A 16,291-nucleotide genomic window follows, 5' to 3' on the forward strand; every position below is an offset into this window, starting at 1 on the left:
TTATTTTTGCCAGCCCGGCTGCACCCATTTAGGTGCGTCGACAAATTCATATTTGGCCATTTTGGTCAGCAAATCGGCAGGATTATCGGCCGCGCAGAGCAAATTCAGATTGGCTTGCGGCATAAAACCTTGGGCGGCGGTTTGCTGCATTAAGGTTATCAAAGGGTCAAAAAAGCCTTCGATATTCAGTATGCCGATGGGTTTGGCGTGTTGGCGCAGCTGGGATAGCGACAAGACTTCAAACAGTTCTTCGTAAGTGCCGATGCCGCCGGGCATGGCGATAAAGGCATCGGATAGGGCAATCATTTTGGTTTTGCGCTCGGTCATGCCGGGTGTTTCGATAAGCTTGGCCAAACCTTGGTGGGCGATTTCTTTTTCACGCAAAAAGGTTGGAATCACGCCGATGACTTCGCCGCCGTATGCCAAAACCGCATCGGCGACCGTACCCATCAGGCCGACTTTGCCGCCGCCGTAAACCAAACGGCTGCCGCGTTCGGCAATGGCTTTGCCCATTGCTTGGGCTGCTCGATAAAAAGCAGGCGATTCGCCTAAATTGGAACCGCAATAAACAGCGATGTTTTTCATGTTATTGATTTTTTTCAGTAAAAGCCGAGGCCGTCTGAAAATCAATTTTTTTCAGACGGCCTGAGCGAATGTAAAAAAATTAAACCGGCGGATTGCTGATTTTTTGGTCAAATTCAACCATGTGATCGGGCAACAGGTAAGGGCGCAACAGGCTCAATGAGCGTTGCACGCCGCGGGCTTTGGAATCTTCGGTTAATTTGGTGCGGCCTTGCAGCGAGCCGTCGAAATCGAACCAGTATTTGGTCATCATCCACATATTCACGGCCAAATCGTCAATGGCGGTTTTGTCGGCGCGGATGATGCCGTGGTCGTTGAGTTCGTTCAATAATTTTACCAGCAAAGGCGATACTTTGGCGTGGGTGAAGTTGTTGTGTTCGCCCAATAATTCGGCGCTGCGTGCCAACAGTGTATTCACATCGCTAAACAGGAAGCGGTATTCCCACATCACATTGTAAATGCCGGCCATATAGGTAATCGCGCCTGCGACGTCTTTAGGCAGCTCCGCTTCTTGCAGGTATTGCAATAAGGCTTCGCTGTAGCGCTTGAAAAGCTGGATGATGATTTCGTCTTTATTGCGGAAATGGTAATACAGATTGCCGGGACTGATGCCCAAATGCGCCGCGATGTGGTTGGTGCTGATGTTGCGCTCGCCTTCTTCGTTAAACAAAACAAGGCTGGCATTGATAATGCGGGTGTAAGTGTTGATTTTGGGTTCTCGTACCACGTGATTATTCCTTAATGGTATGGATTACAAACTGTATGAAACCGGCAGCCAGTTGGGTTCGGCATGCAATGCGACTTGGAATTTTTCGGCCACTTCGCGGCGGACATGCCGTGCTAATTGATAAACATCTTGGGCTTGAGCGTTGTTTTTATTCACTAACACCAAAGCCTGTTTGTCATGCACGGCCGCACCGCCGATTTGAAAGCCTTTCAGACGGCATTGGTCAATCAGCCAGCCTGCAGCCAGCTTAACGGTGCCGTCGGCTTGCGGGTATTGCGGCATATTAGTATATTTACTCGATAATAATGCAGCTTGCTCGGCGCTGACAATCGGGTTTTTAAAGAAACTGCCGACATTGCCGAGAATTTTCGGGTCGGGCAGCTTACTGTTGCGGATTGCACACACGGCATTCGACACATCTTTTGCCGTAGCTTCGCGACCTTGGCAGATGGCTTCGACTGCGGCGGCCAAGTCGCCGTATTTCAGGTTGGGCGTGAAGTGCTCTTTGAGGGTGAACACCACCGAAACAATCACATAGCGCCCTTTGCCTGCCTGCTTGAAAAAGCTTTCGCGATAAGAAAATTGGCAATCGGCATTGCTTAATTCGACAAAGGCTTCGTTGTCCAAATCAAAGCAGCGCACGCTGTGAATGACATCTTGCACTTCCAAACCGTATGCGCCGATATTTTGTACCGGCGATGCGCCGACCGTTCCCGGAATCAGACTTAAGTTTTCCAAGCCGCTTAAGCCCAAACCCAGCGTGTGCAACACAAAGTCATGCCAAACTTCGCCGGCTTGCGCTTCTATATACACAAGGCCGTCTGAACGGGCGGCTTCGCGCACGCCTTTGTTCTCCATGTGCACCACCAAACCCGGATAATCTTCCATCAGCAGGATATTGCTGCCGCCGCCCAGCCACAAGACGCTGTCGCGATTGAATTCCGGCAAGCGGATAATTTCACGCACATTTTCAGCCTGTTCCAATACGGCAAAGGCATAGGCGTTGGCTTTGAGGCCGAATGTGTTGTAAGGGGTCAGGTCGGTTTGATAACTGAGTTTCATGATAAAGCCTGAAGAAAGGTTTCAGACGGCATAGCATAAGGCCGTCTGAAATTTACCGTATATAAGATTTCACAAATGATTTGCTGCACAATTCCAAGCACCAAACCAATGCAATTGCAGCAATGGTAAGCGACACGATTAAGGCTGTCCAAAAGCCGTTTAAGCCCATGTCGAAGCGGTAGGCCAAGATGTAGCCCGGCAGCAAACCGCACAGCCAAAAAGCAACCGCATGGATATACATCGGCACTTTGGTCACTTTATAGCCTCGCAGGGCATAAGAAGCAATGCATTGGGTTGAGTCGGACAATTGGAACACTGCCGCCAGCAGCAACACGCCTGAGGCAATATTCAACACCATCGCATCGTCGGTGTATATGCCAGCCAAAGGATAACGCAATGATACCAAAGCCAAGGCGGTGATGACAGCCAATGCCCAGCCTAAAATCAAGGATACGCCGGAAATATAGCGGGCACGGACAAATTGGCGGCGGCCGAGTGCAAATCCTACGCGCACAGTCGAAGCCGAGCCAACGCTTTGCGGCACCATGTAAATAATGCCGGTCAGGCTGATGACCACTTGTTGCGCCGCCACATAATCTTCACCCAAACGCGCTACCAAAAACACAATAAAGGTAAACGCGCTGGCTTCCAAAAAGTAAGATAAGCCAATCGGCGCACCCAGTTTCCAGAAGTTTTTAAACGCTGCCCAATCCGGTTTGCTGAAATGGTCGGTGAGCTTGAATTTTTTGAAATAATCATGCTTGGTGACATACAGCCATAAAGTGACGGCGTTAAACCAAAACACCAAAGCCGTTGCCAAGCCGCAGCCTGCGCCACCCAAAGCCGGCATGCCGAATTTGCCGTAAACAAACATATAATTGAGCGGCACATTCAGGAAAAATGCCGCCACGCTTACCCACATAATCACGCGCGGGCGGTTGAGGCTGGAGGCATACGCATGCAGCGCGCGGTGTACCATCGCAGCCGGCATGGCCAGGCCGGTAAAAATCATATAGAGCGCCATCGTATCTTCGATGTAGCCGCCCAAATCTAACCAACTGCGAAACGGCGTAATCACCGCCCACATCAGCAGCATACCGAACACGCCCAACGCCAATCCAAACCACAAGCCTTGGCGGCCGGTTTCGCCGACTTCATTGAATTTACCCGCTCCGTTAAGCTGGGCGATAATGGGGTTGAGCGCGGTCATAATGCCGATAAAGGCGATGAAAACGGTGGCAAACGCACCACTGCCCAATGCCACGGCTGCTAAGTCTTCCTTACCCGCGCCACCGGCCATTACGGTATCGACGAAACCGATGCCGACCTGCGCCACTTGCGCCAACAGCATCGGCACGGCCAGTAGAATCAAATGACGGATTTCTTTTTTGAAAACGGGAAAAGGGTAACGGTTGATATCGAGAAACATGACAATGGCGCAGAAAATAAAACAGGCCGTCTGAACATTCAAACGGCGCGGGATCGTTAAAGACGTATTATAGGCTAAATCAAGGTAAGCGGATAGATTGTTAGCGCGGGTGTCGGGTAATATTTAATTATGTATTAGGCCGTCTGAACCATAAAACAACATACAAAAAGGCCGTCTGAAAGCATAGTTAACTTTCAGACGGCCTTTGATGAATGTCAGCAGCCGCAAATCCAATGAATTTTACAAAAGATTCGGCCTTGCCTTCATTACAGTGCAGCCAGAGCCGCGTTCAAGGTAGCACTTGGGCGCATCGTTTCAGAAGCCAATTCTTCATTCGGGCTGTAGTAGCCTTTGATGTCTACAGCTTTGCCTTGGCCGGCTGCCAATTCTGCCACAATTTTGTCTTCGTTTGCAGTCAGGGTTTCGGCCAATGGTGCGAACTTGGCTTTCAATTCGGCATCTTTGTCTTGAGTGGCCAATGCTTGCGCCCAGTAGAGTGCGATGTAGAAGTGGCTGCCGCGGTTGTCGAGTTCGCCGGCTTTGCGTTTTGGTGATTTGCCGTTCAGCAGCAATTGCTCAGTAGCGGCATCCAAAGTGTCGGCCAAAACTTGCGCTTTGGTGTTGCCGGTTTTTTGTGCCAAATGCTCAAACGATACCGCCAAGGCCAAGAATTCACCCAAAGAATCCCAACGCAAGTGGTTTTCTTCCAAGAATTGTTGCACGTGTTTCGGTGCAGAACCACCCGCGCCAGTCTCAAACATGCCACCACCGTTCATCAAAGGCACGATAGACAACATTTTCGCACTGGTGCCCAATTCCAAAATCGGGAACAAGTCGGTCAGGTAGTCGCGCAATACGTTACCGGTCACAGAGATGGTGTCTTCGCCTTTTTTGATGCGTTCCAAGCTGAACTTAGTGGCTTCTACCGGTGACAGAATGCGGATATCCAAACCACTGGTATCCAAGTCTTTCAGGTAGGTTTCCACTTTGTTGATCAAGCTCTTGTCGTGCGGGCGTTTTTCATCCAACCAGAATACGGCAGGGGTGTTGCTCAAGCGGGAACGGTTTACTGCCAATTGCACCCAGTCTTTCACCGGTGCATCTTTGGTTTGGCACATGCGCCAGATGTCGCCGGCTTCAACTTCGTGCTTCATCAACACTTTGCCTGAAGCATCAACTACTTCTACCACGCCGTCGGCTTCGATTTCAAAAGTTTTGTCGTGCGAACCGTATTCTTCGGCCGCTTGCGCCATCAGGCCGACGTTGGGTACAGTGCCCATGGTAGTCGGGTCGAATGCACCGTGTTCGCGGCAGAAATCGATGGTGGCCTGATATACGCCGGCGTAGCTGCTGTCCGGAATGACGGCTTTGGTGTCTTGCAGCTTGCCTTCTTTATCCCACATTTGACCGGAATTGCGGATCATCGCAGGCATAGAGGCATCGACGATCACATCGCTCGGCACGTGCAGGTTGGTAATGCCTTTGTCGGAATCCACCATTGCCAAATCAGGGTTGGCGGCATATACGGCAGCGATTTCGGCTTCTACGGCTGCTTTGGTTTCAGACGGCAGTTTGTCCAAGTTGGCCAACAAGTTGCCGAAACCGTTGTTCACGTTGACACCGGCAGCGGCTAATTCGCCGCCGAATTTTTCAAATACAGGGGCAAAGAAAGCTTTTACAGCGTGACCGAAGATAATCGGGTCAGATACTTTCATCATGGTTGCTTTCATGTGCAATGAGAACAGCAAACCTTGCTCTTTGGCTTCTTTGACTTGTTCATTCAAGAAGCCCACCAAGGCTTTTTTGTTCATCACGGTCGCATCGATGATTTCGCCGTCTTTCAGGTTAACCGGTTTGCGTAATTCTTTTTTGTTACCTTGTTTATCGGTGAAGACAATGGAGACAGAAGTGGCGGTTGGTACGGTAACTGATTGTTCATTATGGAAAAAGTCACCGCTTTGCATGGTGGCAACGTGGGTTTTGGAATCTTTAGACCAAGCACCCATGCTGTGCGGGTTTTTCTTGGCAAAGTTTTTCACGGCTTTAGGTGCACGGCGGTCGGAGTTGCCTTCGCGCAAAACAGGGTTTACCGCGCTGCCTTTAATGCGGTCGTAACGCTCGCGGATGGTTTTTTCTTCGTCGGTTTGGGGGTCGGTCGGGAAATCCGGCACAGCAAAACCCTGTTCTTGCAATTCTTTAATTGCAGCAGTCAGTTGCGGCACAGATGCGCTGATGTTCGGCAGCTTAATCACGTTGGCTTCAGGTTTTTTCACCAGCTCGCCCAATTCGGCCAAAGCATCCGGTACGCGTTGCTCTTCTTTCAAGAAATCCGGGAAAGTGGCCAAAATACGGCCGGCCAATGAAATATCTTTGGTTTCCACGTCGATGTTTGCGAATTGGGTAAACGCACGGACGATAGGCAGGAGTGATTTGGTTGCCAAAGCAGGCGCTTCATCGGTGTGGGTATAGATAATGGTGGCTTTGTTAGTCATAGAGATTCTCTTGTAGGTTAAGGTTTTTCTTTTCCATGCCAAGCGGTATGGCACTTCGTTATTATGGCACAATTTAAAGAAATTGGGGAATGCAACCATTATCAATAAAGATAGTTCTTTGGTATAGTAAAGGCCGTCTGAAAAGGCGGGCGGCTAAGCCATAAACGTCGGCTATGGGTTTAAACTGAATGAAGCAAAATCAGGCCGGCTCTTGCTATGCAGAGTAAACCATTACTTTGTTCCCAATTAATTCAGATGTTTATTGAACCATTGTCTTTTCGTGCTTGACAGCCCGGCGGTAAAACAGTATAGTTCGGACTTCTTTAGGAGTAATGGCTGAGAGGCTGAAGGCACTTCCCTGCTAAGGAAGCATGTGGGGTCAACCTGCATCGAGGGTTCGAATCCCTCTTACTCCGCCAGTTTAAAGAAAAACCCACTGATTTTTCAGTGGGTTTTTCTTCTTGATTTTGCTGGTATACCAGTCTAACAATTAGTATGCCATTTTACGCAGATTTTAATTGGTACGCATTGGGCTTGCTTGGCTAAATCCCATGCAAGATAAGAAAATTTAAAGCCCCTTCTTTACTCAAACCTTTTTCTTCTCTGAATTTCTCAAAAGCCATCATGGGTTTTCTTGGTAAATAAGAATTTAGGGAGATACTATCTGACTTTTTCCTCTTTTCTCGACAAACTGGTTGCTTAATCGCTTGCTGTAATTCAGGCTGACTCAAAGCACGAGTTTGCTGAATTTTGCCGTCTATCTATGCTTTAATAATGACAAAGGAATTTTAAGGGAAAAGTGTTTGCGATATTGCGGGATGAATATCCACTGTCCCTGTACTTGTTTGGTTGCACGATCCAATGTGCCATAAATGTTTTCAAGCTGCTTTTCATTTTTAATATCATCAAGGGCACTAAGGCCTTATCGCTTTGGTTTAAATCTTATAGTTTAAGTTGCTTAACCAGTGCTCAAATGCTCCTATTACACACAAATAAATCTCAAATCTATGCAACCACTGAAAAATTGAATCTTGGCTATTGAGGTAGCTTTGAAAGTTAAATGGAATAAAATTACTGGGGCTGTATTAGATTAATAGTTATGTTACCCTGAAAAATGAAGATAACTAACTGTAAAATATATAAAAAAGTATAAAAGAAGCTGCTTGGATTTTTTGTGCTCGAAGTTACTGCCCGCTCTGCTGCCGATTTACCGTGTATCAATGCTAATTCGGCAGCGTTGTTTTACCGAAAAATCCGTCTGATCACAGCCTATCATTTAGAATTTCAGGTGGTTTTACCCGCCACCGCATCAACCGTTCGCAACTTTTTGCAACCATAAAAACCAGAACAACAGTATTGAAAACTTTTGGAATCAGACACAACGAGTCTTGCGCAAGTACAACGGAATCGACCGGAAACCTTTCCTGTTGTTCTTGAAAGAACGCGCGCTTCGTTTTAATTTTAGCAAACCTAAATGACAGATGAAAATTCTGCAAAATTGGTGTAGTGTTTGGGGCTAATCTGATACAGCCCCTTTAAAAATCAAAGCATTAATGAATATAAGCTATTATCTTGCCAAGCAAACGTTGCTGGATAGTGCAGCGAAACAGCAAGCAGCGCCTAAGGCACGATTTTTTAATGCGATTCAAATCACAACAGTAGAGGGGGATAGACGTGGCAGACCTAGAAAACAAGTAGAGTATGCAGAAACCCCTGAATTATCGAAGACGTTGAGAAGTTTGCGAGAAGAGTAAGGTTGTATTGTTTTAATAAAAAACTGAAATCAAAGTGTATCCGCTATAGTAGTTTCCCTTGAAGGGCAGCTAAGTAAATAATTTGATAAATAGCAGCGATTGACTTGCTAAAGTCATTAATTTAAAATGAATAAATTATCCAACTTATTTTTTGACAGTATTAAAATTTATCGTGCAATTTACTTGCAACAGTTTTTTTATAATAAATTAATTAAGGAAGTGAAATCATGAATAAAACGCTCCATCGTGTTATTTTCAATAAAAAACGCGGTTGCATGATGGTCGTTGCGGAAACCATCAGGAGCGAGAGGAAAAGCTGTGCAGATATCGATGCAAGCAGTGTTCATGTAAAATCTGTTGCTTTTAACACTGCTCGTTCAAATGCTTTTTCTATTTCTTTATTAGGTTTCTCCTTATTTTTGGCTTTGGGAGCAGCTAACATTGTCCAAGCGCAAGGCATTGCCGCCGATAAGAATGCCCCTAAAACCCAACAACCCACCATTCTGCAGACGGGTAACGGCATCCCGCAAATCAACATTCAAACCCCTACTTCGGTAGGGGTTTCTGTCAATCAATACCAACAGTTTGATGTCGATAACAAAGGGGCAATTCTCAACAACAGCCGCAGCAACACGCAGACCAAATTGGGCGGCTGGATACAGGGTAATCCGTGGTTGGCGCGCGGCGAAGCCAAGGTGATTGTGAATCAGGTCAACAGCGTCAGTCCTTCACTACTCAACGGCTATATCGAAGTGGCCGGCCGTCGTGCCGAGGTGGTATTGGCCAATCCTGCCGGTATCCGGGTGAACGGTGCAGGCTTTATCAATGCGGCGGGGGTAACGCTTACCACAGGCAAACCGCTGTTTGACAACGGCAATCTCACCAGTTTCCAAGTACGCGACGGCGATATTGCCGTCAACGGTGACGGCTTGGATACCTCAGGAGCCGATTACACCCGCCTGCTTGCCCGCGCCGCGCAAATCAATGCCGGCGTATGGGCAAAAGATTTAAGCGTGGTATCGGGCAGCAACGATGTGGCGACCGACGGCAGCCACACCCAAGTTTCAGACGGCCGCCCAGCTCCTGCCGTGGCCATCGACACCGCGCAGCTGGGCGGTATGTATGCCAACAAGATTACGCTGGTTTCCACCGACAAAGGCGCAGCCGTTCATCATGCCGGTCAAGCCTTTGCCACCGCTGGCGGTGTGACCCTGAGTGCCGACGGTAAAATCGGTAACAGCGGCAGTATTGCGGCCGCCGACAATACGCAACGCTCGAGCGCAGCGGCGCGTGTAAATATTCAAGCCACGGCGTTTGATAATAGCGGCACCTTGTCATCACAAGGAAAAACCGCGATTCAAAGCCCGAAAGTCGGCAACAGCGGCCTGATCACCTCATCCGACGAACTGAATATCCGCACACAAAACCTCGACAACCGCCAAACCATACAGGCTGCCCGTTTCGACATCGAAACCGGCCGTCTGAACAACAGCGGCGACATGGCGCAAACCGGTTTGCAAAGCCTCAATATTGAAGCCGGCAAATTGAACAATAGCGGTTTAATCGCTTATGCCGGCCAAGACCATGTTTCCGGCAACGGCGGCAATACTGCCCCAAGCACGCCTGCCACACCGACCACCGCCGCCGCGTCAGGCCGAATCCAAACTCAAAATGATGCGGCTGCCGTACCGCTGACCTTGGCCGAAGGCCGTCTGAAGGTTTCAGACGGCCTGGAAAACAGCGGCAGCATCACCGCCAACGGCGGCGTGGATATCCACGCCGCAAACAGCTTGGGCAACACAGGCAAACTACATCTGAACAAACTGGCCGTTGGCGGCAGCCTGCTGGATAACCGCGAAGCCGAAATCATCAGCCGCCAGGCCGAGATTACCGCGCAAACCTTGGACAACCGCCAAGGTAAACTGACCGCTGCCGAAACGCTCACCATCCGCAACCAAACCACCGATAACCGCGAAGGTACCCTGCAATCCGGCGGTAGTTTGGCTGCGGCCGTCCAAACCTTGGACAACAGCAACGGCCGACTCACCGTCAACCGACAAGCCGGTATCAAAGCCGCAGCCCTGCTCAATCAAAGCGGCCAAATCGACACAGGCCGTCTGAAAGCCGAAGCCGCCCGTCTAGACAATACCTCAGGCCAAATCCGCAGCGATGAAATGACCGAGCTCAAAGTTTCAGACGGCCTTGACAACCAACGCGGCCTCATCGGTTCGGCCAAAGACGTGAAAATACACGACGGCGGCAGCCAAAGTCTAAGCATCAACAATGCATCAGGCGAAATACTCGCCGAACAACACCTTGATATCCAAGCCAAAACACTGACCAAGCAAGGAGAGCTGGCGGCCAACCGAAACCTGTCGCTCAATCTTAAAGACAGCTTTACCGCCGCACAAGACATCCGTGCCGGACAAGGTTTGACCGTCAGCAGCAAAGGCGGCATCCACAACAGCTACACGCTGGAAGGCAGCCGTTTCGTACGCTTGGAAGCCGACCACATCGACAACACCGCATCCGGCACCATCCAATCCGGCAGCGACACCCGTCTCAAAGCCGACAACATTACCAACCGCGGCTTAATCAACAGCAACGGCCTCACCCTCTTGGATGCAGGCAATACCGTACTGAACATCGGCAGCGGACGCGTGTATGGCGACTGGGTGGCGATTGAGGCCGAGAAGCTGGTGAACCAAGAAAAAACGGCCAATGGCGAAACCAAAGCCGCCGTCATTGCCGCGCGCGAGCATTTGGCCGTGGGGGCGAAAGAGATTACCAATCAGGAAGAAGCGAAGCTTTCCAGCGAAGGCAGTTTGAATATTGGCGGCAGTTTGGATGAGCAGCATCAGGCGCAGGGTATGGCTGATCGTTTGATTAATGCCAGTGCCACGATTGAAGCAGGAGGAGACGCACGGATCGCAGCGAAATCTCTGGGAAACCTGAACAAGCACTTCGAATTGGAGGAATATCTGGCCGAAACCAGCGGACAAATCAAAGAATACGCACCAGCGGGAGAGGCTGTCCGTTATCGTGAAGGTAGAGATGGAACATTTGATAATTCTCGCGGTGAGAAAGACCAAAAGACCGCGGGCTTTCATTTCCCGGATGGCAGCCAAGTTGAAGCCGAGCATTGGAATGTATGGGACTACCATATCAAAACATACCGCCAGCGGATTAAAACAAGCAAGCCGGCGGAAATTCTGATTGGCGGCAATCTGATTGCTGCTGGCAGCAACTGGCTGAACTCAGACAGCCACATATTGATTGGCGGTAATTTGGATTCAGACGGCCTAGAGGAAAACATCAACAATCAGGGCACACAAGGACAAGGTCGATTAGAAAACATTGGTCAGCAGTATCTCTCAACTTGGGATAAACGCTGGTATTCCAGAAAGCGTCGCCCTCGTCGTGTAGAAAGAGAATATGTTGCATACACACCTGTCGAGCCTTTCACCCATGACCTTGACAGCCCGGCGCTTAAATATCAGGAAAATGCCTCACTCGGCAAGCTTCAAAATCTGGCAATAGCCGCCGCTCTCAACCCAACCGCCGTTACTCACGGCGGCAGCACCCCCGCACCCATTAAAACCCTCAACACCGATACCAAGCTGCCGACATCCAGCCTGTATGCCGTCAACCCGGCCCACCCGTCGTATCTGGTCGAAACCGATCCCGCCTTTACCAACTACAAACAATGGCTGAGCAGCGACTATATGCTCAATGCCCTCAAACTCGACCCAAGTAGAATGCACAAACGCTTAGGCGACGGCTATTACGAGCAAAAGCTGGTAAACGAACAAGTTGCCCGCTTAACCGGCTACCGCCGCCTCGACGGTTACACCAACGACGAAGCCCAGTTCAAAGCACTGATGCAAGCCGGCATCACCTTCGCCCGCGAACAGCAGCTCACACCGGGCATCGCCCTTTCGCCAGAACAAGTAGCACGCCTCACTTCCGACATTGTTTGGCTGGAAACCCAAACCCTTACCTTAATCGACGGCAGCACGGTTGATGTGTTGGCACCCAAAGTCTATCTCACCGTCAAACCCGGCGACATCAATGCCCACGGCGGTTTGATCAGTGCCGACCGACTGGCGATGAACGGCACGGGCAGCATCATCAACAGCGGTACGTTGGCCGGGCGTAAAATCGCCGACCTATCCGCCACCGACATCACCAACAGCGGTGTGGTTCAAGGCGGTAAAGTGCGCTTACGCGGCCAAGATGTGAACATCGAAGGCGGCACCGTCGCCGCCGACACCCTGTTGGCCGTCGAGGCCGACCGCCTCCGCGTTGCCTCCACCACGGCTACCGGTGGCGATGAGCGCAACGGCCAAACCCAAATCGACCGCGTTGCCGGTTTGTATGTCAACAACGCTTCAGACGGCCTCTTAAGCCTCAAAGCCAACCAAAGCATCGACTTCGTCGCCGCCAATCTGCGTAACGAAGCGTCCAAAGGCAAAACCCAAATCGTTTCAGACGGCCGCATCGATTTGGGCACCGCCAAGCTCGAAGCCCACAGCAAATGGGGCGAACTGAGCGATAAAAACCACCGCCATGTTGCCCAAACTTCCGAAGCGGGTACCGTCATCGGTGCGGCCGGCGATATCCTGCTTTCCGCCAAAGACGATTTGACCGTCCGCCAAGGCAGCATCGCCAGCGATAAAGGCAGGGTTACCCTCTCCGGCCGCAACGTCGACATCAGCGAAGGCCGTCAAACGCTGGATTTGGACGAATCAATCTACACCAAATCGCGCGGCATCGCTTCCAAAACAACCGGCCTCGACCAATACCGCCGTCAGCACGACGAAGCGGTCGGCAGCGAAATCAGCGGCGGCAAAGTGTTGATTGCAGCCGATAACAATTTAACCGTACGCGGCGGCAACGTGGTTTCAGACGGCCTGACCGTGTTGACGGCGGGCAATGATGTCAACATCACCGCCGCGCAAAGCACCTATAACGACAGCGAATTCCACCAAACCAAAAAATCCGGCCTGATGGGTTCGGGCGGCATCGGTTTTACCGTCGGCAGCAAAAAAGACACCGCCGACAGCGGCAGCCGTACCCGGGTGAATCACGGCTCGACCGTCGGCAGCTTAACAGGCGACACCGTCATTTCTGCCGAACAAAACTACCGCCAAACCGGCTCGACCGTCTCCTCGCCCGAAGGCGACGTACTGATTCGTGCGCGCAACATCGACATTAAAGCGGCGCAGGATACTTACGCCACCGACTACCGGCAGACCCTCGAACAAAAAGGCCTGACCGTAGCGGTCAACGTGCCCGTCGTTCAGGCCGTACAAAGCACAGCAGCCGCTGCCAAAACCGTCGGCAAAAGCAACAACGGCCGCGTCAATGCCATGGCCGCGGCCAATGCCGCATGGCAGACACGCAAGTTATTGGCCGAAGAAAGCAGTCCCGACAACCTCAAAGGCCTGGCAAACACCGCTGCCGCCCTATCCGCCGGCGATTGGCAATCTGCAGCAAACGCATCCAACGTCAGTGTCTCCCTTACCTACGGCCAACAAAAAAACACTGCCCAAAGCCACAGCGAAGGCAGTACCGCCCAAAGCAGCCAAGTCATCGGCGGCGGCCAAGTCAGCCTGATCGCCGACGAAGGCCGTCTGAACATCACCGGCTCAGATGCGGCCGGTAAAGAAGGCACATTATTGCGCGCCAAAGACATCGTACTGCAATCGGCCGAACAGAGCCACAGCGAACGCAGCGACAACCGCAGCAGCGGCGGGAACGCCGGCGTTGCCGTTGCATTTCAAAGCGGCAAACCGGTTATCGGCTTTACCGCCGGCGGCAACCACGGCAAAGGCTACGGCAACGGTGACGACGTAACCCACCGCCATACCCACATCGGCGACAAAGACAGCCGCACCGTCATCCAAAGCAGCGGCGACACCACCCTCAAAGGCGCGCAGGTAAAAGGCAAAGGCGTTGCCCTTAGCACCCGAAACCTCAACATCGAAAGCATACAGGATAGCGCCGTCTACCGCAGCAAACAGCAAAACCTCAGCGGTTCGGTAACCGTCGGTTACGGCGCATCCGCGACTGCCGGCTACAACCAAAGCAAAACCAACGCCGACCACCGCAGTATCAGCGAACAAAGCGGCATCTTTGCCGGTGACGACGGCTTCCAAGTCAACGTGGCAAACCATACCGACTTAAAAGGCGGCATCATCACCGCCACCGAAACAGCCGAAAGCGAAGGCAGAAACCGCTTTCAGACGGCCTCAATCAGCCACAGCGACATTGAAAACCACAGCCGCTATGAAGGCGACGGCTTCGGCATTGGCGTATCAGGCAGCATCAGCGGCCAAAGCCTCGGCCAAACCGCACCTGCTGCCGACAGCCGCATCCAAACCGTCGCCGCTAAAAACGGTATCGACAGCAGCATCGGCTACGGCAGCGACGGCGGCAGTCAAAGCAGTGTTACCAAAAGCGGCATCGGCACGCGCAACATCATCATCGGCAACGATACCGACGGCACACAGGCAGCAGCGGCCTACACCGGCACCCGCAGCGAAACCGCCGAACAAAACTCAGGCCGTCTGAACAACATCTTTGACAAAGAACGGGTGCAGAGCGAGATTGATTTACAGCGGAAGGTCAGTCAGGAATTCAGCAAAAATGTGCAGTCGGCCACCGGCGAAATCAACCAAAAACTGGATACGCTGAAAGAGCAGAAAGAAAAAGGCCTTATCAGCGAAACCGAGTACCGGCAAAAAGCAGGTAACTGGCAGAAAGGCAAAGTGCTGCTCAACAGCATTGCCGCAGGCTTAAGTGCGCCCACCCAAAGCACAGCAGGCATTGCCGCCGCAGCGGCAAGTCCGGCCGTATCCTATCAAATCGGCCAACACTTCAAAGAACTGGCGCAACAGAATTCAGACGGCAAACTTACCGGTAAACAGGAAACCGCCCACATCCTAGCCCATACGGTATTGGGTGCGGCCACCGCAGCGGCGGGAGGCAACAACGCCCTGGCCGGCGCCATCAGTGCCGGCAGTGCCGAAGCCGCCGCACCGTTAATCGGCAACTATCTCTACGGAGAAAAAGACGGCAGTAAGCTGACGGCGGAGCAGAAAGAAACCGTAACGGCGATTACAAACCTGTTGGGAACGGCTACGGGGACGGCGGTTGGGAACAGTACTGCGAATGCGGTGCAAGGCAGTCTGAATGCGGATAGTGCGGTGGAGAATAATTATGGTGTAAGTGCCATATCCAAAGGAAGGCGAGTTATCCGCGGCATTCAAAAAGGCAAGCGGCTTACCCCTAAAGATGCATTACCCGTTGCGGAAGCAGGGCTTGTTGTTGCTGCGGCTTGTGCAATAACGGGCAATTGTGATGCTTCACAGGTATTAGAAGACGTTTGGTCGGGCAAGTTTGAAGATGATTTTAGTCTGTCAGAGAATCAGACCGATAAACCCAATTCGGGTAGCTACAAAGCAAATGATATTTCACAGAGCACAGCCGGTGCACCTATGCCGCCTGATGATGAGGATGAAAATAATATCCGCACAACTCATAATTCTATTAAAGATTCACCAAACTATCCAAAAGGATTCAGGGATGTACAAAATGGAACTAAAAAAGTCAATATAAATAATCAATCGGTCTTGGAAAATCTACGAAAAGTTGAAAGTGGTGGTTGGAAAAAGGTATATAAAAATGGTTTTGATAGCAATGGAAACAAGGTATCTATACATTATTTCCAAAACACCCGAACTGGTAGAGTATTCAATGTGAAAGTTAAAAATTCTTGGAGTTCTTTCTAATGAAAACTAATTTAAACTTATTTACTCAAAATAAGCAGGATGCAGAGTTTTTCCTTAATACTTTTGTTTTAGGAGCCTTAATTTTATTGCATAAAAAAAAATTATCCATTTACGATACTGAAAAATTAATTTTTAGACTAGGGGTAGTGGAATATTTAAATAATATATCTTTTGATAAAGAAATAGTTGATTTAATTATGCTAGGAACTGAACTAGAAGATGTTGAAAGTTTAGTCCCTGAACAGTTAGATGTGGAAATTAAAAAATTAATTGATATGGCAATGACTAATTTATCTAGTAAAAAGTTATCGGATAATATTTCTATATATATTGAGCCAGTCTGCTTGGAGAAATAAAGCCAGCTTAGCCTGTATGGTAAGGTGTGGTGTTCGCACCCACGCATTCCCTCAGACAGTCTGAAAAAGCAGCGCAGGGATTGCCGCAGCCAC

Annotated in this window: 7 protein-coding genes, 1 tRNA gene and 1 pseudogene; 4 read left to right on the top strand and 5 right to left on the bottom strand. The window is 50.4% G+C overall.

Annotation, left to right across the window (positions count from 1 at the left end; translation table 11 throughout):
• The 5 genes from H4O27_RS04450 to H4O27_RS04470 all read right to left on the bottom strand — a co-directional run bounded on the left by H4O27_RS04450 (position 1) and on the right by H4O27_RS04470 (position 6,292).
• Positions 1-585: an LOG family protein gene (locus H4O27_RS04450; RefSeq protein ID WP_165010898.1), complete on the bottom strand. Its 585-nt coding sequence runs from the start codon at positions 583-585 to the stop codon at positions 1-3.
• Positions 586-664: 79 nt separating this feature from the next.
• Complete coding sequence (locus H4O27_RS04455; protein WP_165010896.1) at positions 665-1,309, bottom strand: TetR/AcrR family transcriptional regulator; 645 nt, start codon at positions 1,307-1,309, stop codon at positions 665-667.
• A gap of 24 nt (positions 1,310-1,333) precedes the next feature.
• Positions 1,334-2,371 (bottom strand): UDP-N-acetylmuramate dehydrogenase, encoded by a 1,038-nt coding sequence (gene murB / locus H4O27_RS04460; protein WP_371865595.1) that lies wholly within the window; start codon positions 2,369-2,371, stop codon positions 1,334-1,336.
• A 52-nt stretch (positions 2,372-2,423) separates the two neighbouring features.
• The gene (locus H4O27_RS04465; protein WP_165010894.1) at positions 2,424-3,800 is read right to left on the bottom strand and encodes an MATE family efflux transporter; all 1,377 of its coding nucleotides are present in this window, start codon (positions 3,798-3,800) and stop codon (positions 2,424-2,426) included.
• A 266-nt stretch (positions 3,801-4,066) separates the two neighbouring features.
• Positions 4,067-6,292, bottom strand: coding sequence for an NADP-dependent isocitrate dehydrogenase (locus H4O27_RS04470; protein WP_165010892.1), 2,226 nt, complete (start codon positions 6,290-6,292; stop codon positions 4,067-4,069).
• Between the two features lie 326 nt (positions 6,293-6,618).
• Between H4O27_RS04470 and H4O27_RS04475 the strand changes: the two genes are divergently transcribed.
• From H4O27_RS04475 to H4O27_RS04490, 4 genes and pseudogenes are all read left to right on the top strand, one after another.
• Positions 6,619-6,711, top strand: a tRNA-Ser gene (locus H4O27_RS04475).
• A 740-nt stretch (positions 6,712-7,451) separates the two neighbouring features.
• Positions 7,452-7,770: pseudogene (locus H4O27_RS04480) on the top strand (hypothetical protein).
• A 503-nt stretch (positions 7,771-8,273) separates the two neighbouring features.
• Positions 8,274-15,842, top strand: coding sequence for a two-partner secretion domain-containing protein (locus H4O27_RS04485; RefSeq protein WP_193004336.1), 7,569 nt, complete (start codon positions 8,274-8,276; stop codon positions 15,840-15,842).
• The gene (locus H4O27_RS04490; protein ID WP_165011052.1) at positions 15,842-16,198 is read left to right on the top strand and encodes a DUF3969 family protein; all 357 of its coding nucleotides are present in this window, start codon (positions 15,842-15,844) and stop codon (positions 16,196-16,198) included. Before H4O27_RS04485 ends, H4O27_RS04490 begins: the two co-directional genes overlap by 1 nt.
• Positions 16,199-16,291: the final 93 nt, after the last annotated feature.

It is taken from the genome of Neisseria yangbaofengii (assembly GCF_014898075.1).
GTDB lineage: Bacteria > Pseudomonadota > Gammaproteobacteria > Burkholderiales > Neisseriaceae > Neisseria > Neisseria yangbaofengii.